The 20,941-nt window shown below is 62.4% G+C and carries 19 protein-coding genes; 8 read left to right on the forward strand and 11 right to left on the reverse strand.

Features of this window, described 5'->3' with window-relative positions:
- Positions 1–255: 255 nt before the first annotated feature.
- The 8 genes from ACVDG8_RS27975 to ACVDG8_RS28010 all read right to left on the reverse strand — a co-directional run bounded on the left by ACVDG8_RS27975 (position 256) and on the right by ACVDG8_RS28010 (position 9,205).
- Positions 256–1,380: a DUF2333 family protein gene (locus ACVDG8_RS27975; protein WP_447251327.1), complete on the reverse strand. Its 1,125-nt coding sequence runs from the start codon at positions 1,378–1,380 to the stop codon at positions 256–258.
- Between the two features lie 101 nt (positions 1,381–1,481).
- Entirely contained in the window at positions 1,482–2,783 is a 1,302-nt protein-coding gene (locus ACVDG8_RS27980) for a DUF6638 family protein (RefSeq protein WP_455707864.1), read from the reverse strand.
- 63 nt (positions 2,784–2,846) lie between these two features.
- Positions 2,847–3,257 carry an endonuclease domain-containing protein gene (locus ACVDG8_RS27985; RefSeq protein WP_447251329.1) on the reverse strand — a complete coding sequence of 137 codons (411 nt, stop codon included), beginning with the start codon at positions 3,255–3,257 and terminating at the stop codon, positions 2,847–2,849.
- A 61-nt stretch (positions 3,258–3,318) separates the two neighbouring features.
- The gene (locus tag ACVDG8_RS27990; protein WP_447251330.1) at positions 3,319–5,223 is read right to left on the reverse strand and encodes an ATP-binding protein; all 1,905 of its coding nucleotides are present in this window, start codon (positions 5,221–5,223) and stop codon (positions 3,319–3,321) included.
- Between the two features lie 22 nt (positions 5,224–5,245).
- A complete protein-coding gene (locus ACVDG8_RS27995) occupies positions 5,246–6,394 on the reverse strand; it encodes a hypothetical protein (protein ID WP_447251331.1) in 1,149 nt (382 codons plus the stop codon).
- A 34-nt stretch (positions 6,395–6,428) separates the two neighbouring features.
- Positions 6,429–7,517, reverse strand: a complete 1,089-nt coding sequence (locus ACVDG8_RS28000; RefSeq protein ID WP_447251332.1) for a hypothetical protein — start codon at positions 7,515–7,517, stop codon at positions 6,429–6,431.
- Positions 7,518–7,839: 322 nt separating this feature from the next.
- Entirely contained in the window at positions 7,840–8,229 is a 390-nt protein-coding gene (locus tag ACVDG8_RS28005) for a c-type cytochrome (protein WP_447251333.1), read from the reverse strand.
- A 118-nt stretch (positions 8,230–8,347) separates the two neighbouring features.
- Positions 8,348–9,205, reverse strand: a complete 858-nt coding sequence (locus ACVDG8_RS28010) for a LysR substrate-binding domain-containing protein (RefSeq protein WP_447251334.1) — start codon at positions 9,203–9,205, stop codon at positions 8,348–8,350.
- Positions 9,206–9,304: 99 nt separating this feature from the next.
- On the opposite strand from ACVDG8_RS28010, the gene ACVDG8_RS28015 reads away from it, so the two are divergent.
- Positions 9,305–10,219 carry a DMT family transporter gene (locus tag ACVDG8_RS28015; RefSeq protein WP_447251335.1) on the forward strand — a complete coding sequence of 305 codons (915 nt, stop codon included), beginning with the start codon at positions 9,305–9,307 and terminating at the stop codon, positions 10,217–10,219.
- Here the strand turns inward: ACVDG8_RS28015 and ACVDG8_RS28020 are convergent.
- Positions 10,209–10,820: a thymidine kinase gene (locus tag ACVDG8_RS28020; RefSeq protein WP_447251336.1), complete on the reverse strand. Its 612-nt coding sequence runs from the start codon at positions 10,818–10,820 to the stop codon at positions 10,209–10,211. The two genes, ACVDG8_RS28015 and ACVDG8_RS28020, sit on opposite strands and share 11 nt — an antisense overlap.
- A gap of 231 nt (positions 10,821–11,051) precedes the next feature.
- On the opposite strand from ACVDG8_RS28020, the gene ACVDG8_RS28025 reads away from it, so the two are divergent.
- The 5 genes from ACVDG8_RS28025 (at position 11,052) to ACVDG8_RS28045 (ending at position 15,617) form a co-directional block, all read left to right on the forward strand.
- A complete protein-coding gene (locus ACVDG8_RS28025; RefSeq protein WP_447251337.1) occupies positions 11,052–11,987 on the forward strand; it encodes a choline ABC transporter substrate-binding protein in 936 nt (311 codons plus the stop codon).
- Between the two features lie 132 nt (positions 11,988–12,119).
- A complete protein-coding gene (gene choW / locus ACVDG8_RS28030) occupies positions 12,120–12,974 on the forward strand; it encodes a choline ABC transporter permease subunit (RefSeq protein ID WP_455707317.1) in 855 nt (284 codons plus the stop codon).
- On the forward strand, positions 12,971–14,152 hold the full coding sequence (choV, locus tag ACVDG8_RS28035) for a choline ABC transporter ATP-binding protein (protein WP_447251339.1): 1,182 nt from the start codon (positions 12,971–12,973) through the stop codon (positions 14,150–14,152). Before choW ends, choV begins: the two co-directional genes overlap by 4 nt.
- Positions 14,153–14,186: 34 nt before the next feature.
- Positions 14,187–14,477 (forward strand): hypothetical protein, encoded by a 291-nt coding sequence (locus ACVDG8_RS28040; RefSeq protein ID WP_447251340.1) that lies wholly within the window; start codon positions 14,187–14,189, stop codon positions 14,475–14,477.
- Positions 14,478–14,579: 102 nt separating this feature from the next.
- Positions 14,580–15,617: an MBL fold metallo-hydrolase gene (locus ACVDG8_RS28045; RefSeq protein WP_447251341.1), complete on the forward strand. Its 1,038-nt coding sequence runs from the start codon at positions 14,580–14,582 to the stop codon at positions 15,615–15,617.
- Positions 15,618–15,679: 62 nt separating this feature from the next.
- Here ACVDG8_RS28045 and ACVDG8_RS28050 read toward each other — a convergent pair whose 3' ends face one another.
- Positions 15,680–17,713 (reverse strand): BTAD domain-containing putative transcriptional regulator, encoded by a 2,034-nt coding sequence (locus ACVDG8_RS28050; protein WP_447257116.1) that lies wholly within the window; start codon positions 17,711–17,713, stop codon positions 15,680–15,682.
- A 194-nt stretch (positions 17,714–17,907) separates the two neighbouring features.
- Here ACVDG8_RS28050 and ACVDG8_RS28055 point away from each other — a divergent pair, with 194 nt between their 5' ends.
- Together ACVDG8_RS28055 and ACVDG8_RS28060 are read left to right on the forward strand one after the other, a co-directional pair.
- The gene (locus ACVDG8_RS28055) at positions 17,908–18,993 is read left to right on the forward strand and encodes a PLP-dependent cysteine synthase family protein (protein WP_447251342.1); all 1,086 of its coding nucleotides are present in this window, start codon (positions 17,908–17,910) and stop codon (positions 18,991–18,993) included.
- 74 nt (positions 18,994–19,067) lie between these two features.
- The gene (locus ACVDG8_RS28060; RefSeq protein ID WP_447251343.1) at positions 19,068–20,534 is read left to right on the forward strand and encodes a pyridoxal phosphate-dependent decarboxylase family protein; all 1,467 of its coding nucleotides are present in this window, start codon (positions 19,068–19,070) and stop codon (positions 20,532–20,534) included.
- A gap of 6 nt (positions 20,535–20,540) precedes the next feature.
- Here ACVDG8_RS28060 and ACVDG8_RS28065 read toward each other — a convergent pair whose 3' ends face one another.
- Entirely contained in the window at positions 20,541–20,930 is a 390-nt protein-coding gene (locus ACVDG8_RS28065) for a YciI family protein (RefSeq protein WP_447251344.1), read from the reverse strand.
- Positions 20,931–20,941: the final 11 nt, after the last annotated feature.

Raw genomic sequence — 20,941 nt, forward strand, 5'->3', positions numbered from 1 at the left:
CCGTGCCGGCGCTAGGGCATGTTCTACCCTTGTCGCTGTCGTGGCGTCAACTTTCATGCAACTATGTTTCCTGCGGAGAAAGAATGTTCCTGCCACCGAGCTTGCTTGCGGTCGGCTGTTTCGAGCCCGGTTGTCGCGGCGTATAGAAGCCAGAGCGGAAGCCGCTCCGCCGTCTCAAAACAGCCGCCAAATGCGCGAAAAGCGACAGGGGCGAGGGCGCAAATCCGCCATCGCGCTGGCGGCTGGAAGCCAGGCCTATTGGGTCAGCACATTGCTGATCTCGACCATGTTGGAGCGCACGCGCAGGATGTAGAAGCCCATGGTTGTCAGATGTGTCGGCAACAGCCAGCCGTCCTCGCGGCCATTGGCGATGATGAAGGGCTGGATCTTCAGGGCCGAGACGAACTGCGCGTCCATCGTATCCCACAGGCTCTGCAGGTGCTTTTCCTTGATGACGTCCTCGAAGTCGGCCTGGGCGCCCTTCATCAGGCCGTAATAGGCGTAGAGCTGGCCATAGGCGAACCAGTAGCGGTCGTCGGCGCGGAAATCGAACCAGCCATTGTTGTGGTTTTCGGCACGCTCCTTGAGGATCGCCGAGGTCGAGCCGATGTCCGAAGCGATGCGGTCGATATATTGCTTCAGATTGTCGGCGCGCGCGTCGAACGTCGCCTGGCAGGTGGCGAGGCGCGCGTTGAACGAGCGCAGCTTGCGCACGGCGTCACGATAATAGCTCGGTGTCGGCGTCTTCGGGCCGAACGGGTTGATGCCGAAATACCAGGTGTATTCGTCGAACTGCAGATTGCCGCGCGCGTCCTGCAGATCGCTATCGATCTGCGAGGTGGTGCGCACGCGTCCGAGATTGTCGGCGAGCTCGGTGGCGGTGCGCCGCACCGCCTGGTTGATGCCGCGCTGGAAGGAGGCCTTGTTGTCCATCCACGGCGTGTCGTCCCAGTCGATGCTGAACAGGCCAAGCTTGTAGAGGATCATCGACGAGATCCAGGCGTTCTGATTGACGTTGAAATCCGTCAGGTCGGCAGCCACCTGGGCGATGCCGGAATTGCCGCAGGTCTTGGCTGTGTCGGTGCCGGCGCCGGCCGAGACCTGCTCGCCGGCAGAGATGTTGCGCTTTTCGAAGGTGTATTTGTCGGGATAGTTCGGGTCGAAATTGTTCCACCACTGCGTGGCGTAGAAGAAATTGGCATAGAGGCCGATCAGCACGACAATGGCCAGGCCGACCACGGCCTTGAGGATCCAGCCGCGCTGCCCGTACCAACGGCCGACCCACAGGAACGGCCACAGGATGATACCAATGACGAAGCCGATACCACGGCCTATCCATTGGAAGATCTGGGTGAAAAAGTTCACGATCGGGTCGAGCATGGCTGTGGCATCCCTCAGCATGATGCCAAAAAGTTGCAGACTTTTTGGATGACATCATGCGCCGAAACAATAGGTAGGACGAAATGATGGTTCACTTCGTTCTAGTCAGTCAGGCCGTAAAGGCGCGCGCGGAACGCCGCCTTGTCCTTCAAATATGTGGTTTTCAGAACGTCCACAACATGTGAGCGCCAGGCGTCGCTGAAGCCGTCATAGTCCTTGTAGAAACCGGGCTTGTTGAAGACGTAGCGCGAAACGAAATCCTGCGGCACGAAGTCCGAGATCAGCTGATTGGTCAGCCAGGCATCGGGATGGTCGGGCTTGGCGCGCACGACCAGAAAGCGCTGCCTTGGCGGCACATCCTCGATCTTGAGATGGCCAAGCTGGGCGATCTCGCGCTTGGCAGCGTTGAGGAAAGGAAAATTGCCGTCCTTGGCGATCAGGTCGGCGTGGCCGTGGATCCAGGTCTGCAGCCAGACCTTATCGACATCGGTCAGGTTGCGGTTGGGCTCGGCGTCACGGATAAGCCAGCGCACCACCATCTCGGCACGATGCTCGAGGTAGCCGGAGGATTCGATCCAGGAGGCGCGCGGCAGCTCGATGCGGCCGGTGCTGGCCAGGAACTTGAAAACCTTGTCGGCATCGTTGATCGACAGATAGCCCACCTGCCAGGGCCGCGAGCGGCGGAAGCCGGGTACGGTCGGGTCGCTGATGACCGTCGTCATGCCGGGGTCGACGAAGACATAGAGGCCACCGAAATGGCTGGTCCAGTAGGCGTTGTGGCGAAAGATCACCTGGTCGGGCACCAGCGCGTTCTCGCGGATGTCGCCGCAGACTTTCGCCAGGTCAACCATGCGCTGCAGCATGGCGTTGTCGCGCCAGGCGTTGGGCTCCTGCTTCAGCCGGTCGACCAGCTTGCCGAGTTCGGCGGCCTTGCCCAGCACATCCTCGGCAGACAGCACCTTGAACTCGACCTGGCTGATCGACAAAAGGTCCTCGATGTCGTTGACCAGGGGAACGGAATCCTCGATCTCGCCGTAGATGACGTCCTTGATGGTCAGCGCATCGATGGCGCGCTGGTTCTTGGACATGAACTCGAACATCAGTTGCGAGGTGTTGGAAAAGGCCGTGTGCACCACCGGCAGGTCGATCTGAGACGGCGTCAGGATGATGAAACGGCGGTTGACCTCGTTGGGGTCGAGATAGTCGTAGTCGCCGCATTCCTCGGCTACTTCGGGCGAGAAGCCGGTACGGTCGATCTGGAAGCTCGCAAGCTTTGTCGGCTGCAGGCCGAACGCGGCAAGCGCCTTGTTGTAGCGCTGGATGAGATGCGGCTCGTCGACCGTCAGCAGCCGGCCGTAGATCAGGTCGTTGTCGCGAAGGAGGTCGGGTTTTTCTTCACTTATCCTTCTCCCCGTTCACGGGGAGAAGGTGCCCGAAGGGCGGATGAGGGGCGGCGCCGACGCTCATCATCCTTGCTCCGATCCTGCGACTGGCAGAAATTTGGCATCGACACCAATCATCTTGCGATCCAGCCGACCGTCCAAGGCTGCAATAATCGTCTCCAGTACACTCGCTGGGACGGTCAAAACGTCTGCGTGCCATACCCTCAATACCGACCAGCCGTTAGCGTTCATAGTTTCATCCCTGTATCGATCGCGGGATCGACTGGCATGCTGGCTGCCATCGACCTCCACAACCAGATTGACTTCACGGCAGGCGAAGTCTGCAAAATAGGGCCCGATCGGTAGTTGGCGAACAAACTTGTAGCCATTCAATCGCCGTCCACGCAGCTCATGCCAAAGCCGTTCCTCGGCATCGTTTTCAACCTTCCGCAGCTCACGGGCTCTGACAACCTTTGGCTCATTTCTTCCACGCATGGCGTTACCCCTCATCCGCCCTTCGGGCACCTTCTCCCCGTAAACGGGGAGAAGGAAAAGATCACCAAAGCCCCTTCTTCTTCATCTCCTCCATCTCGCGCGCCGCACGTTCGCGCAATCGTGCATCGCGCAACAGCTTCTCCACGGCCGCGTCATCGGACTTGTCGGAATAGCGGAACTCGCTGTCGGCGTAGCGGTTGATCTCCTGCATGACCATGTCCATCGAGAATGGGCCGCGCAGTTCCTCGATCATCGCTTTCTTGTCGTCATAGCCCTTGTGCATGAAGGCTTCCGGCTTCTCGAACCAGTCGTCGGGCAACTCGATGTCCATGGCGCGCATCTTGATGGCGTCGGTGACGTTCTTGATGGCGCGGCCGGTGAAGCGCGGCTCGGCGTCCTTGATCAGGTGCAGATAGGTGCCGATGTCCGCCATGTTCTTAGGCGCGCCGTTTTCCTTCATGTAGCGTTCGTAGACCTTCATCAGACCGTCCTCCTGCGGCTTTTCATGCTCCTCATAGGCCTCGGTCACGGCGCGCTGGATTTCCTGGGCGGCATAGAGCTTGTGATCGCCAAGCGGGATCTTGTGGTTCTTGCCGGCGAGCAGAACGAAAATGTCGATATAGTCGTCGCGGGTCTGCGGCCCGTCGACCAGCCAGCGCGCGCCGGCGCGCTGGCGCAGCGCATCGTCGACATTTTCAGGATAGTTGGAAAACATGCCGAAGGAGCAGTTGCCGCGCACCACGGTGGCGGCACCGGCAAAGGCGTCCATCAAGACGCCGGTGATTTCCTGCTGGCCGGCCGAGGCGCGGTCGTCGGAACGGCGCGCCGCCACCTGGTCGATGTCGTCGATGGTGCCGAAGCCGATGACACGCGGGTTGAGCACGTTGTTGATGAACTGGCGGCAGTTCTGGCCCGATTTGCCTTGATAGGACGAGATCTGGTCGACGCCGAAATTCTCATAAGCAAAGGGATAGCCGGCGACCTGGCAATAATCATTGACCAGGCCGGCGATCATCTGGATCAGCGTCGTCTTGCCGGTGCCCGGCGCGCCGTCACCGATGAAGGTGAACAGGAAGCCGCCGAGCTCGACGAACGGGTTCAACTCGCGCTCGAAATCATAGGCCATCAGCATCCTGGCCAATTTGACCGACTGGTATTTGGCGATGTGGTTGCCGACAACCTCTTCCGGCGTCTTGAAGGTCATCACCAGTGGCTTGGAACGCTTGCCCGGCGCGACGTCGAAGCCGTCGAGGATGAAATCGTCGACATCGATGCGGATATGGGCGTTCTCGAACGGCCCGATGCCGTCGAAGCGACCCTTGCGGGCCAACAGGCCATCGATGGCGACGCGTGCAAAGGCGCGCGCCCGGGTCATCAGGTCGGTATCGTCCTTGGCGCCAGCAATCGCCTTGTCGAGGCCGGCGACGATCGACTTCACCGCGTCCTGCGGGGTGTCGAACAGGAAATCCGGTTCGGGGATGTCGTTCGGCGCCTCGCCACCGCTGTCGATCAGCTGGAAGAGGTAGGATGCGAAGCTGAAGGCCGAAACGTAAGCCGATGCTGACAGAAGCTTCTTGAAGGTTGACGCGTCGTCGCCTTCGAGCGGGGCGCGGGCATTCCTTGCCTGCAGGCTTTCAAGGTCGGAGCCCTCGGCGAAAACGTCGGATATCGCAAGCGCTATCGCCAGGCCGCGGCGGGCACGGAACAAAAGCGTGTGCTGCGGGATGGTCATCAACTGGTCGTCGGGATGAATGGCGGCGACCGTCTTCGACAACTCGACCTCGCGCGTGCGGCGCACTGAGCCGACCGAAACCGTCGAGACGAAGCGGCGGTTGGTGCCGGCGAGCGCGGTGCCCGACTCGCGCGCTGGGTCTTCCAGCACGACGATACGGGTGATGAAGCTCTGCGCGATAGTGCGGTGTTTTTCGATTGCCGCTTCCGAAATCGTGGTCAGCCCGGTGTCCATGAAGGATGCTCCGCGGTTGAAATCAGACGTCGCTGATGACCTGCCCGTTGGACAGGATGTGGACCTTGTAGCCGGAAAAGATTTTCTGCGCTTCGCCGGCAGCATAGAGCGCCTGATAGGCCTCATGCGGGATCAGCGCATGGTTCTCGTAGCTCGAGACGCCCTGGCGCGCGGCTTCGAGATCATCGGTGTTGATGAAGAATTCCTGCGTCGTCTTCTCGCTGGAGAACAAGCCTTTGCGGCCGGGCTTCTCGCTCTTGGAAAAGACCTCCTGGATGGTCCAGGTCAACAGCCAGGCGTTTTCCGGCTTGCGCACCTTGGCCAGCACCTCGGCCACCGTCGAATTGTTGTCGGTGATGCCGGCCGAGTAGAAGGGGCCGAGCACGACGCGGCGCAATTGCTTGGGGTGCAACGGCTCGAAATCCTTGTCGAGATTGACCGCAATGGTCGCCGGCGACAGCGTATAGGCAGAATTCTTCTCGGTGAAATCGTCGAAGCGGTGCGCAAGCTCGGGGTTGAGCAAGCCGTCCACGGGCAACGGAATATCGACGCGCTCGTTCAGCTTGCCGGTGCTGCTGTCGACCAGCTGGCGCACCATGCTTTCGGACGAATCCTCGAGCGTCACCATGTAGACCAGCGGCAGGTTGGCGCTGCCGTCGAAACATGCCCAATGGACGAGATAATAGGGCCGCATGGTCTTCGGATTGACCGAGACATTTGCCGTCTGCGCCAGCGTGAAGGGCCCGAAGGTCGTCTCGCTCTTGACGTCCTCCAGATACAGCCTTTCGGCCATCGACCTCTGCAGCGCCTCGGGGAATTCCTTGTGGCGCAGGATGAAGTCGGCCATCTCCTCGCGCAATTCGCCGGCCTGCGGGATGTTGGCCAGCCGGGCGTCGGCCTGCTGGCGGTCGTTTTCCAGTTCGAGCAGGTTCTGGAAGACGGGATAGCCGCTGTCGGCGCGCGAGATGCGGAACGTGTCCATGAAGCCGAGCCGGTTGCGCCAGCAGGCAAAGGACTTGTCCAGCCGGGCAATGTATTCGGCGACGATCTTGGCGACGATGCCATGCCGGTAGAGCGGCGAGCGGTCGTCGCGCATGAACACTTCCAGGCCGCTCAGCGCCGCCGTGATGGCGGAGAAATAGCGTGCCGCCGCGTCGTTCTCAGGTGTCATGAGGCTGCCGTTGCGATGAAGGCCACCGCGCCGCTTACGATTGCACGTAATTGGCGGAATTGTGCTTCTTCATAACCTCGTCGAAGCGCCGCGCGAAGGCGTCGTCGGCAAGCTTCTTGCGGCGCTGGATGTCGGCGCTGGCCACCATGTTCTTCTCATGCATTTCGAGCAGGTCGCCAATGTGCTTCTGCGAGGCGGCGCCGATGCCGGCCATCGTCTCCTCGGCGGTGGTGTCGACCTGGCTGCCCAGCGTGTTGATCTTGTGGGCGACGTCCTGCTGGGCGGCGGTCTTCAGCGAGTCTTCGAGCGCCTTGTACAGCACAATGCGCTGCTCGGTGTCGATGGTCAGCTTGTTGATCAGCGTCGACTGCGCGGCGATCTGGTTGTTGAGCGAATCGACGAAGGTCTGGAACATCGAGGTGTAGCGCTCCAGCGTCTGGCTTTCGGCAAGCAGCTCCTGCTCTTTGGCCTGCTTTTCATTGTATTCGGTCGCCATCTTGGAACGTTCGCCCTCGAGCTCGGTGCGCTCCTTCTGGGTCGTCGAAGCGGCGATCTTGTTCTCGATGTCGAGCAGCATCGGGTTGAGCTCCTCGATGCGCTTCTGCACCGCCTCGAGATTGGCCATCGTCACCTTGCGGCGCTCGATTACCTGCCCGAGGCTGGCCTCGGAGGTCTTGTAGCGCTGGTCGAGGATCTCTTTCTGCGCCTTGAGGATGCCGACGATGGTGTCGGATTTGGCCAAAAGCTCCTGCAGATTGCCGGCCAGCGACATGTTGCGCACGCGGTCCGTACGCATGCGCTGCTTGCGCTGCGCCGAAAAGATGCCGACGAAATTCTCCCAACCGGAATAGTTCTTCATGCTCTCGAACTCGGCGCCGAAGACGTTGGTGGCGTCCTCAAGCCCGATGATCAGGTCGGCGATGTTGCCTTCCATGACCTTCTGCTGCCTGAGCACGTCCTCGATGCGGGCGTTCTCGATGTCGAAATTGGCTTCGCCGATCTTCTTGTCTGCGGTGGCGAGCGTGTCGAGCACGGTTCCGGACTGTTCGATCTTGGTGCGCATGTCCTGCACGACCTGCTTGGTCTTGGCAATTTCGGCATCGAAATTCTGCAATGTCGCCATTGGGGCCTCCCGCTTCGGCATGCATTTGCGTGTCGTGGCGGCGAATATATGTGGGGCTTCAAGGGATTGAAAGAAGGAAGACAAGAGCCGGCGCCAAAACAAAAGGATTGGCCGGACTCTTGAAAGGCAAGGCAAGCATGCTCATAGCGCGAGTAATGCGTGTTGTCGTTGAACGGCTTCGGCAAATGTGCCTTAAGCCGTTGTTTTTGCGAAGCATGAAGCTTGGCAAGGTATCCTGAGAGAACCTCTCGCCGCACTTCGCAAAATCCGCCGATCGCCAGCTGGACGAAATGTCAGGCGGCGGCTGGCTTGCAGATGCCGGTCAGGGCTTCGGATCGGCCTTGAGATAGGCGATGACGTTGGCGATGTCGTCGTCGTTGGTCAGGCCGGCGAAGGCCATCTTGTTGCCGGGAACCTTCTGCCTGGGCGCCTTGAGATATTCGGCGAGGTTCGCTTCGTCCCAGACGAGGCCGGCAGCGCCTGCATCCTTCATGGCTTGCGAATAATGGCTAGCGAAACTTTCCGCCGAACCGGCCTTGCGTCCGACGACGCCCATCAGATGCGGGCCGACCTTGTCGCGATCGGTCGCGGCCTCGTGGCAGGCGATGCAGCGGTTGAAGACCTTCTTGCCGAGCGCCGCATCGCCATCGGCGTGCGCGGCGAGGCCGCCGGCGAGGAGGAAGATGGCAGCGGACGAAATAGCTCGAAGCATGGCTGACCCCGGGGAGTTCTGGCTGGAACGAGATGACGCAAACTAGGACGGACGCCTTAACAAACGCTGCTCCTGTCTTACATGCCGACAATGACCCAGCAGATCGGACCTATGCAAGTCAGGCTTGCTGTGCCAGATCGCGGCGCAGGAAATCATGGAGCCGATCGACCGCCGGCGTCGTCGACAGCGTGTTGCGCAAGATGCCGATTTCGAGATCTGGCAGGGCTGGAAGCCCCTCATTGGCCCCAATGACGCGCAGCGACGCCGGCACGCTTCGCTGCGCCAGGCCGGCGACTGCAAGCCCGGCCTGCACCACCGCGACCAGGCCAAGCAGCGAGGCGCTGGAATAGGTGCACCGATAAGACCGGTCGGCGTCGCCGAGCGCCCGCAGGACGTTCATCCGCGCCGCGCAGCCAGGCTCGAACAGCGCGACGGGCAAGGGATCGGCCTGCCAGGCGACGTGGTTGGGCGAGGCGACCCAGACGAAACGTTCCAGCCGGATCACGTCGAGCGGCTGGTCCGACAGGCGCGTGACGATCGCCAGGTCCAGCCTGCCGTCGGCCAGGCTCTTTACCAGCGCGGTCGATTGTTCGCAGACCAGTTCGACCGTCACCAACGGGTGATCCTCGGCAAAGCGCGACAGGACAGGCGGCAGCAGAAAGGCGGCGTAGTCGTCCGGTACGCCGAGACGCACGCTGCCTGTTTCCTTCGGCCGGGTGACGCTCGCCCATGCTTCGTCGGACAATTTCAACAGCCGGCGCGCGTAGATGAGGAAGTCCTCGCCGACCGCATTGGGGGAAACCGTTCTCGGCCCGCGCACCAGAAGCCGGGTGCCGACCATGTCCTCGAGCCTTTGTATCTGCATGCTGACCGCCGACTGGCTGCGGCCGACGCGAGGCGCGGCATTGGACAGGCTGCCGGTTTCGACGACGGCGACGAAGGTTTTGAGCAGGTTGAGGTCGAGTGGCGCGGCCATGATGCTATCAGCATATCGAATAGATCATCACAAATCTATTCGCTTGCTTGAAATCAGTTCAAGTGACCAGATGGATTTCACCCGTTGGAGCGCTCCGCAATGAGGGACCTATCGACCGCCCGTTTCCCCGCCGCGAGCCTCGCGCTGGCGATGGTGATCGCCGGCACGGTCGGCGCCTTCGTGACGGAATCCGGACAGCATCCGATCACCGTCGTCTTCTGGCGGTGCGTGTTCGGTTCGCTGTTCCTGGCCGCATGGTGCCTGCTGCGCGGCTATCTGCCGGATCGGACGCTGTCGCCTTCCCGGCTGGCGCTTGCGGCACTTGGCGGCGCCTGTATGGTGCTGAGCTGGACGGCCTTCTTCGCCGGCTTCGCCATGACATCGATCGCGACGACGACAATCGTCTATCATGTGCAGCCGTTCTTCGTGGTGCTGATCGGCGTTGTCTTCCTCAAGGAGCGCATCTCGCTCGACCAGATGTTGTGGATGCTCGGCGCGTTCCTTGGCGTTGTGCTCGCCAGTGGCCTCGTCGTCACGCATGGCCATGCCGATGCCAAGTGGGCGCTTGGCATCGCGCTGACGCTCGGCGCCGCCCTGCTTTATGCTGTGGCGACGATCCTGGCCAAGGGCCTCGGGCAGCAGCGCGCGGAGATCACGGTGCTTTGCCAGACGCTGGTCGGCGTCGTGATGCTCGCTCCGTTCGCCGACATCGGTCATCCTATCCCGCTGGCATCGTGGGGCTGGCTGGCGGGGATCGGCGTCCTGCATACCGGCATCGCTTATGTGCTGATGAATTCGGCCTTTCCGCGCCTGACGACGCCGGTGATCGGTGTCATCACCTTCATCTATCCGGTTGTCGCCATCATCATCGACTGGGCTTTGTACGCGCATCCGCTCGGGCCGGTGCAGGCTGCGGGCATGATGCTGATCGCGCTGGCGACACTTGGCGTGCGGCTTGGCTGGCGGTTTCCGATACGGCGTGGCCCGGCCACCGGAACCTGCCTCAGCCGTTGATGAAGCCGATGAAGTCGTCGGGCGCGGCGCGGCCCATTTCTTCCTCCCAATGCCTGCGGCAGAGCGAGACGTAGACGTCCTTGCCGATGGCCACCTGGTCGCCTTGTTTTGCCACCTTGCCGTCCGGGCCGAGGCGCACGACCATGGTCGCCTTGCGGCCGCAGCGGCAGATGGTACGCACCTCGCGCAGGTCGTCGGCGATCGCCAGCAGCGCGCGCGAGCCGGGAAAGAGGTTGCCCTGGAAATCGGTGCGCAGGCCGTAACACATGACCGGAATGCCTAGGCGGTCGGCGATGCGGGCGAGCTGCCAGACCTGTTCTTCCTCGAGGAACTGCGCCTCGTCGACGAAGATGCAATGCACCGCGGTATGTTCGTGATGCTCGGCAACCCTGGCGAAGAGATCGTCGCCGTCGCGAAACATCTCGGCCTCGGCTTCGAGGCCGATGCGCGACGAGATCAGCCCGTTGTCGCCTTTACGGTAATGGCCGGCGACGAACAGCATCGTCGACATGCCGCGTTCGCGATAATTGTAGGATGCCTGCAGCAGCATGGTCGTCTTGCCGGCATTCATCGTCGCATAGTGGAAGTAAAGCTTGGCCATGGTGCTCTTTTAAGCCGACTTGCCGCCGCGCGGGGAGGGGGCGCAGGCTCCGTCCACCAAAAACTCCATGTCGTTCAAAAACCCGTCATGTCGCGTAATGGCCACTGAGCGCCGTTCATCGTGATGTTGCGCCGCTTGAAACAACATCAAAATGGTGTTTGGCTGACGAAACAAGGCGGGCGCAAGAACCGTGACTTCGCTTTGCCGTGATAGTTCAATGGGAGAAAGTTCATGTCGCGTATGAAATCTTTCGTCGCCGGCCTCGGCCTGGCGGCGCTTCTGTCCACGACCGCCGCTTATGCCGGTGATCCGGCAAGCTGCAAGGCCGTGCGTCTGTCGGATGTCGGCTGGACCGACATCCAGGCGACGACCGGCGTCGCTTCCGTCCTGCTCACCGCGCTCGGCTATGAGCCGCAGACGATCCAGCTGTCGGTGCCGGTGACGATGGCGTCGCTGAAGAACAAGGACCTCGATGTCTTCCTCGGCAACTGGATGCCGTCGATGACCAACGACATCAAGGACTACACCGCCGACGGTTCGGTCGAAACGATCAGCACCAACCTGACCGGCGCGGGCTATGGCATCGTCGTGCCGACCTATGTCGCGGACGCCGGCGTCAAGTCGCTGACCGATATCGGTAAGTTCAAGGACAAGTTCGGCGGCAAGATCTACGGCATCGAAGCCGGCAATGACGGCAACCGCATCATCCTCGACATGATCAAGAACCCGAAGGACAATCTCGAAGGCTTCGAGCTGGTCGAATCCTCGGAGGCCGGCATGCTGACGCAGGCCGAGCAGTCGATGAAGAACAATGAGTGGATCGCCTTCCTCGGCTGGACGCCGCATCCGGTGATGGGCGCCATGAAGATCACCTATCTCGACGGCATGGGCGACAGCGGCTTCGGCGCCGCCACCGTCTACACCAACGTGCGCAAGGGCTACACCACCGAATGCCCGAATGCAGGCAAGTTCATCGCCAATCTGAAGTTCAATCTGGACATGGAAGGCCAGATGATGGACGCGATCCTGAAGGGCGGCGATGCCAACACGGTTGCGAAAGACTGGCTGAAGAAGAACCCCGATGCGGTCAAGCCATGGATCGCCGGCGTGACCACCTTCGACGGTGGCGATGCCGCCGCGGCGATCAAGACCGCACTCGGAAGCTGAGCCGACTGTGATTTCGGCGTGACCGAAAGATAGGGCAGCCAACTTAGAAAAGGCTGCCCTTTTTCATATCGTGTGACAAGATGACGTTACGCGAGCCGGGAGCGGGACGGCTCATGGACGAAGAGGGGTAAGATGGATCCGATTTCGCAATTCATGGTCGATCACAAGATCCCGATAGGCGCCTGGGGAAAGGCGTTCTTCGGCTTCCTGACCGATAATTTCGACACCATCTTCCGGGCCTTTTCGAATGGTCTCAATTTCATCCTCGATGGTCTGGTCAATCTGTTGCTGATGGTTCCGCCGGTGCTGTTGGCGCTGATCATCGCCGCCATTGCCTGGCTGCTGCAGCGCTCGCGGCCGCTTGCCATCGGCGTCTTCCTCGGCCTGATCTTCATCATCAACCAGAACCTGTGGAAGCAGACTGTGCAGACGCTGGTGCTGGTGGTTGCCGCCGCCGCCATGGCGATGGCCATCGGCGTGCCGCTCGGCATCTGGGCGGCGCACAAGCCGAAGGTCTACCGCGTCATGCTGCCGGTGCTCGACCTGATGCAGACGCTGCCGACCTTCGTCTACCTGATCCCGGTGCTGACGCTGTTCGGTCTCGGCAACGCGCCCGGCCTCATCGTCACCATCATCTTCGTCATCCCGACCGCGGTCAGGCTCACCCATCTCGGCGTCGTCTCGGTGCCGAAATCGATCATCGAGGCCGGCGAAGCCTTCGGCGCCACCAAGCGCCAGCTTCTGTGGAAAGTCGAGCTGCCTTCGGCACTGCCGACCATCATGGCGGGCCTGACGCAATCGATCATGTTGTCGCTGTCGATGGTGGTGTTCGCGGCCCTGATCGGCGCCGGCGGACTTGGCACAGAAATCAACCGCGCGCTCGGCTCGCGCCGCATCGATCTCGGACTTGAGGCGGGCCTGGCAATCGTCGTGCTTGCCATCGTGCTCGACCGGATGACGCGCATCGGGGTTGGAGGCAAGAAATGACCGTCGCCGTCGACTTCAAGAACGTGGACATCGTCTTCGGCGCCGATCAGGCCGGCTCGCTTGCGATGATCGACAAGGGCGCCACCCGGGCCGAGATCCTCGAAAAGACCGGCAATGTGCTGGGCTGCGCCGGGGCAAGTCTCACCGTGCACGAAGGCGAGATCTCGGTGCTGATGGGCCTGTCCGGCTCCGGCAAGTCGACGCTGTTGCGAGCCGTCAATCGGCTCAACGTCGTGTCGCGCGGCCAGGTGCTGGTCAAGGATGGCGACCGGACAGTCGATGTCGTCACCTGCGACGCGGCGACGCTGCGGCGGTTGAGGCAGAAGCAGGTGGCGATGGTGTTCCAGCAGTTCGGGCTGCTGCCGTGGCGCACGGTGGAGGAGAATGTCGGCCTGGGTCTCGAACTCGCCGGCTTGCCGGATGCCGAGCGCAAGGAGCGCGTGCATCGCCAGCTCAAGCTGGTCAATCTCGACCAATGGTCGAAGAAATATGCGCATGAATTGTCCGGCGGCATGCAGCAGCGTGTCGGCCTGGCGCGGGCCTTTGCCACCGAAGCGCCGATCCTGTTGATGGACGAGCCGTTCTCGGCGCTCGATCCGCTGATCCGCACCAAGCTCCAGGATGAACTCCTGCAACTGCAGGCGGAGCTGAAGAAGACCATCATCTTCGTCAGCCACGACCTTGAGGAAGCGCTGAAGATCGGCACCCACATCACCATCATGGAAGGCGGGCGCATCGTCCAGACCGGGGCGCCGGAAGACATCGTGCTCAAGCCCGCCAACGATTATGTGCGCGACTTCATCGCCAATGTGAATCCGCTCTCGGTGCTGACGGCCTGGAACGTGATGCGTGACAGCCGCGACCTGGAGCATGGCGACAATGGCTGGGTGTGGCTCGACCGTCGCAAGACGACGCGCTTCAAGATCGACGAGCATGGCCTGGTGGCGGCGGCAGAGCGCGACGGCAAACCGGCGGTGTGGGTGTCCTGCGCCGATGTCGAGAGTCAACCGGAGGAGGCAGCACAAGTGTTCTGGGCCAATCCCGGCACCTCGCTGAAAACCGTGATGCTGGCCATGCACCGCTCGCAGACGGCGCCGGTGGCATTGTTCGACGAAGGCTCTCGCTTCGTCGGCGCGATCGGGATCAGGGACGTGCTGAGCGCGGTGCTGCGGCGCTAGATAACAACCGCCCAGGCAGAACGGGCAGGGCGCATTGAACCGGATCTGGAATTGGTTGTCTCAGCCGCGGGCCGCGCAGGGTGCGCTCGGCCTGCTGCTGGTGATCGCGATGCGGTCGATCCTGGAGTTTTTCAGGATCGGCGGGGTCGCCGGTGCGCAACTTACCAGCGATGAGATCTTCTATATCGAAGGGGCGCTCGCAGCACTTGTTGCAGGGTTGGCGGTTCTGGTTCTGCATGCCGTCGGGCGGCATGGTTGGGCGACGATGTTCAGCGCGGCGGCGATCGTAGCGCTGCTTGCGTGGAAGGTCGCTGTCATCAGCTAGAGCTCCGACAGTATTTGCTTGGCCAAAAGGCGCCGGAATCCTACACTGACGAAGAGCCGCGTAGATCGCGAAGGCGGCGAGCGTAGCGGGGCTATTGGCAGAATGATATTCCGTCAGCTCTTCGATTCCGTTTCCGGCACCTATTCGTATTTGCTGGCCAGCCGCAAAGGCGGCGAGGCACTGATCATCGATCCGGTGCTGGAGAAGGTCGAGCGCTACCTGCAACTGGTCAACGAGCTCGACCTCAGGCTGGTCAAGGCGGTCGACACGCATCTTCACGCCGATCATATCACCGGCCTTGGCGCGCTGCGCGACAAGACGCATTGCGTGACCGTGATGGGCGAGCAGACCAAGGCCGACGTAGTGTCGATGCGGCTTGCCGACGGTGACAAGCTCGCCATCGAGGGGCTGGCGCTCGACGTCATCTACACGCCCGGCCACACCGACGATTCCTACAGCTTCATCCTGCCCGACCGCGTCTTTACCGGCGATACGCTGCTCATCCGCGGCACCGGCCGCACCGACTTCCAGAACGGCGATCCGCGCCAGCAATATCAATCGATCTTCGGCCGTCTGCTCAGGCTGCCCGACGAGACGCTGATTTTCCCGGCACATGATTACAAGGGCGAGACCGTGTCGACGATCGGCGAGGAAAAGGCCTTCAATCCGCGCCTGCAGGTGAGATCGGTCGAAGAGTATGTCGACATCATGAACAATCTGAAGCTGTCCAACCCCAAGATGATGGATGTCGCCGTGCCGGCCAACATGAAGGTCGGGCTGCACCAGGACGACGTCGCTTCACGCGGCTGGGCGGTGAGCGCCGAGCAGGCGCTGGCGCTGGTCGGGCGGCCGGATGTCACACTGATCGACCTGCGCGAGCAGTCCGAACGCGAGCGCCACGGCGTCATTCCCGGAGCGATCCATCTGCCCTATGGGCGACTGCAGGAAAACATCGTCGCCGGCGGCATGCTGCACGAGCTGGCGAAGTCCACCAGCAAGCAGCTCCTGTTCTACTGCGCTTTTGGCGAGCGCTCGGCGATGGCAGTGCAGGCGGCACAGGACGTCGGCATTGCGAGCGCCCGCCACATCCAGGGCGGCATCGACGCGTGGCGCAAGGCCAGCGGCCCGCTGATGCACTGATACATAGAGCAATTCCGGACGGAAAACCGCGTCACACTTTTCCTGGAATTGCTCTGGCGGGCTCAGTGCAGTCCAATCCGCTTCGCGCCGTTGCGGAACAGCGCTTCGGCATCCCGGTCGAAGCGGAAGGTGGCGATGAAATCGTCGGCGCCATAGTCGGGCAACGTCTTGCGGATCGCGGCGGCGAAGTTGCGCGCTTCATTCTGCCGTCCAGCCAGAGCGAGGCAATGCGCGGCAATCGCCAGGATGATGACATGGGCGTTGGGCCTGGCCGCTGCCTTCAGCGCCCATTCGGCTGCTTCGGCATATTCGCCCAATCGTGCGTGTGCCATGGCGCGCGCGCCCATCATGCCGAACAGCAGCGGATCGAACGGGCTGAGATGACGCGAGTGGTCGGACGAGCCGATCGCCGATTGCGGATCGCCCGACTGCGAATGGACGAAAGACAGCGCGTAATGGCCGAGCGCGAAATTGGGGCTGAGGTCGACAGCGCTCGCCAGTTCCAGCAATGAGCCGTCCTGCTCGCCGCGCAGCCACAAGGCACGGCCCATCGCCCAGTGGGCGGCGGGATTGCGGTCGTCGACCAGCAGGCTGTGGCCGGCGCTTTCGAAAGCAAGCGCGGTTTCGCGATCGCGGTCGCCCCAGCGCTGGAAGGCGCTCTGCCAATGCGTGAAGGAGAGGCCGGAATAAGCGCGGGCGAAGGTCGGATCGAGCTTCAGCGCCTCGCTGAAGAAATGCTGCGCCTGCTCGTTTTCCTCACGGGTGAAGCGGTACATGTGCCAGAGGCCGCGATGATAGGCTTCCCAGGCGTTGAGCGAGTTGGGCGCCTTGAGCAGCGCGTGGTTGCGCTCGACCGTCGCGATCTCGGCGGCGATCGAGGAGACGATGCTGTTGCCGATATCGTCGAGCACGGCAAAGATGTCGTCGGGCCTGCGTTCGAAAGTGTCGGTCCAGACGATGCGGGCCGTGCGGATCTCGACGAGTTCGACAGAGACAATCACCCGGCCCGGCAGGATGCGGACCGAACCTGTCGCGACATAATCGACATTCAGCATGCGTCCGGCATCTTCCGGCGCGATCTGTTTTTCCGCCAAGGCAAAGACCGATCCGCGGGCGATGACGAAGAAATCGCGCAGCTTGGCCAATCGCGTGATGATGTCATGGGTCAGGCCGTCGGCGAGCCCGCCGCGAATGGCTCCGGCATCCATGGTGAACGGCATGACGGCGAGCGAGGCTCTGCCGGTCGGTTCAGAGCGGGGTTCGTCGAGAGCAATCGGCGCCTGTGGCGAGAGGTCCGGAATTGCGCGAGCGCAAGGCTGCGCGGCGGATTGACGTGACCTGATCCGATGCCATGCTTCGCGGACCGGCGCGAAATCCCGCTCTTCGGACTGGAAGAACAACTCGGCAGTGGCGAGATGCTCCTCGCCGGCGCCGATCTGTCCACGCCGAGCCAAGTTTTCCAACAGCGCGCAATGCGCGCGTTCGTCGAAGGGCGCGCGTTCCAGCCAGGTTTCGATGACAGCCGCGGCCTCGCCGGTACCGGGCGCAAGAAGGCCGGCCATATGTTCGAGAGCGGTGATATGGCATGACTGAAACCGCCGACGCCGCGCCGTCATCCAACTGGTGAAATGCGGGCTGCGGTCGAGCTCCAGGCCGTCGAGAAAGTCGCCGGCGAAGAGCTGGGCAAGCCTTCGCAGGCGCTCGAGATCCAACGTCTCTATGCCTTCTGCCACCGCCGAGGCGGCATCCAGCGCGTCGACATGGACACGGTCGAGGCAAAGCAACACCGTGTCGCCCTCGGTCTCGACACGGCACAAGCCCGGCTCGTCGAGCGCCGACCGCAGTTTGCTCAGGCACCAGCGCAGCTCGCCGCGCGGATCGTTGGGCACATCCCAGAACAATTCGCAAAGCCGGCTGCGGCTGACGGCGTGTGGCGCCAGCGCCAGATAGGCAAGCAGCGCGCGGAGCTTGCGCGAGGCCGGCAGCGCGACAGGCACACCGTCGCGCGAAATTGCAAGCGGGCCGAGCAGCCTGATCGACAGGCCCTCGCCTTCCGAAGTCGATCGAACGGATTCCACGCCCGTTTCCACGCTCATTCCCACGCTGACCGATCGTTCCATCTTCTATCACCAAACACGACAAGGCGCATCCGGCAGCCAAGATAGGGGCCGGATGCGGCCGTTGCCGAATTGCCGGCAAGTCACACGCAACTAGCGCGGCAAGGTGTCGAGACCACGCCGCCGAAGCCGCCGGCCTGTAACCGGCGTGTGAGCACATTAAGGAGCAAATCATGTTGCATCAGTTGAAAATCAGAACCACGACGGGGCGCGGCAAGCGTTTCGACAGCATTCTCGATACAGTCGGCGATACGCCGGTGATCCGCATCAACAACCTCGGCCCGGCGCATGCGACGATCTATGTGAAGGCCGAGTTCTTCAATCCGGCGGCCTCGGTCAAGGACCGGCTGGCGCTCAACATCATCGAGGAAGGCGAGCGCAGCGGCAGGCTGAAGCCGGGCCAGACCGTGGTCGAGGCGACCAGCGGCAACACCGGCATCGGGCTTGCCATGGTCTGCGCGCAAAAGGGCTATCCGCTGGTGGTGACGATGGCCGACAGCTTCTCCATCGAGCGCCGCAAGCTGATGCGCATGCTGGGCGCCAAAGTGGTGCTGACGCCGCGCGCCCAGAAGGGTTTCGGGATGTACAAGAAGGCGGTCGAGCTTGCCGAGGCGAATGGCTGGTTCCTGGCGCGTCAGTTCGAGACGGAAGCCAATGCCGCCATCCACGAGGCGACGACTGGCCGCGAAATCATCAATGATTTCGCCGGTTCCAGGCTCGACTATCTCGTTACCGGCTACGGCACCGGCGGCACCGTTGCGGGTGTCGGGCGCGTGCTGCGGCGTGAACGACCTGAGGTCAAGATCGTGCTTGCCGAGCCGGCGAACGCGCAGCTCCTCGGCAGCGGCAAACCGCAGGAGCGCGGCGTGGGCGGCGCGCCGGCCGCCAGCCACCCGGCCTTCGAGCCGCATCCGATCCAGGGCTGGACGCCGGACTTCATCCCCAACGTGCTGCAGGAGGCGATCGACAAGCACTACTATGACGAAGTGGTGCCGATCGCCGGTCCGGAAGGCATCAAATGGGCCAAGGCACTGGCGCAGCAGGAAGGCATCTTCACCGGCATATCCGGTGGCGCCAGCTTCGCGGTGGCCCGCCAGGTCGCAGGTACCGCGCCGGCCGGATCGGTGATCCTGTGCATGCTGCCCGACACCGGCGAACGCTACATGTCGACGCCGCTCTTCGACGGCATCGAGGCAGACATGGATGCCGAGGAGACGGCGTTGTCGCGCTCGACGCCGGGCTGCCAGTTCGACGCTTGAAGAAAGGACCGCGACGTCGCCCCGGTAGGGCGGCGTCGCTTTGTGTGTCAGCCGCCGGCTGACGGGAGAGACCGATGGATAGCTTTCAGGACACGACGAGGATGGATGAAACGCTCGATCCTGGGGACTGGGCCGACATACAGGCATTGTCGCACCGGATCGTCGATGATGCGGTCGGCTATCTGCGCGACGTTCGCGATCGCCCGGTCTGGCGCGACATGCCGGCCGATGTGCGCGCGTCTTTCAAGGCGTCCCTGCCGCATGGATCAATGCCGGCTGCGGATGTCTATGACGAGGTCGCCCGCAACGTCATGCCTTATCCAATGGGCAACATCCATCCGCGCTTCTGGTCCTGGTACATGGGGTCGAGCAATTTCACCGGCGCACTCGGCGATTTCCTGGCGGCAATCCAGGGCTCGAACCTCGGCGGCGGCAACCATGCCGCCGGGCTGATGGACAGCCAGGTGGTCAACTGGATGAAGGAGATGCTGGGCTTCCCGGCCTCGGCCAGCGGCACGCTGGTCAGCGGCGGCTCGATGGCCAATATCATCGGGCTGACCGTGGCGCGCAACGTCAAGGCCGGCGTCGATGTCAGGGAGCGCGGCGTCGGCGCCATGCCGAAGCCGCTGCGTTACTATGGCTCGGACCAGATCCATTCCTGCCACCGCAAGGCCATGGAGGCGCTCGGCCTCGGCAACCGTGCGCTGCGGCGCATTTCGACCGATGCCGCCTTGCGTATCGATATAGACGCGCTCAAGGCAGCGATCGCCGAGGATCGTGAAGCAGGTTTCAAGCCGGCCTGCATCATCGGCACCGCCGGCACCGTCAATACCGGCGCGATCGACGATCTTGCGGCGCTGGCGGCATTGGCGGCCGAACAAGACATGTGGTTCCATGCCGATGGCTGCATAGGCGCGCTGATCGCCATCGCACCCGAGAACAAGCGGCTCGTCGCCGGCATCGAGCAGGCGGATTCGATCGCGCTCGATCCGCACAAATGGCTGCACGCGCCATTCGAAGCGGGCTGCGCGCTGGTGCGGGATGCGGTCGCCCACCGCAACACGTTTGCCGTCACGCCCGAATATCTGGAATCGGCGCCGCGCGGCCTTGCCTCCGGCGAATGGCTGCATGACTACGGCCTGCAGACATCGCGCGGCTTCCGCGCGCTCAAAATCTGGATGGCGCTGAAGGAGCATGGCGTCGAGAAATTCGGCCGGCTGATCGACCAAAACATCGCACAGGCCCGCTATCTAACCGGGCTGATCGAGGCGGAGCCGGCGCTCGAACTGATGGCGCCGACCACGATCAACATCATCAGCTTCCGTCATCGGCTGAAAGGCGCTTCCGAGGAACAGCTCAAGGCATTCAACACCGAAATCATGCTGAGGCTGCAGGAAGAAGGCATCGCGGCCCTGTCCGATACCACTGTCCAGGGCCGGCACTGTCTCCGGGTGGCGATTGCCAATCACCGCACCCGCCGCGAAGATTTGGATCTCCTGATCCGCGAAATGCTTCGGCTGGGACAAGAGACAGCGGCCTGAGCCACACTATCGTTCGTCGGCTTGCGTGCCGGGAAAGGTCAGCCCAGGCAGGTAGAACGTGATTGGCCTTATTTCGTAGACGGCGGTGGGGTTGACGCGCTTGAGGTCACGCGCCGCGGCGATCGCCTCGGCCTGGCTGGCACAATGGAGGACGTAAAGTCCCAGCAGTTGCTCCTTGGTCTCCGCGAACGGACCGTCGATCACCATGCCATCGCCCGGACCACGCAATGTCACGGCATCGGCGGTGGCGCCAAGCCTTGCCGCCGGCCCAAGCTTGCCCTCCCGGGTCATCCTGTCGTTGACATCGAGCAGGTCTTTCATCAGCGCCGCGTCCTCGTCGGGCGACCAGGACTGGACAGTGTCTTCGACGTGATAGGCAAGGACGGCGTAAAACATGGATGCGGGTT

This window comes from Mesorhizobium sp. ORM8.1 (assembly GCF_053005525.2).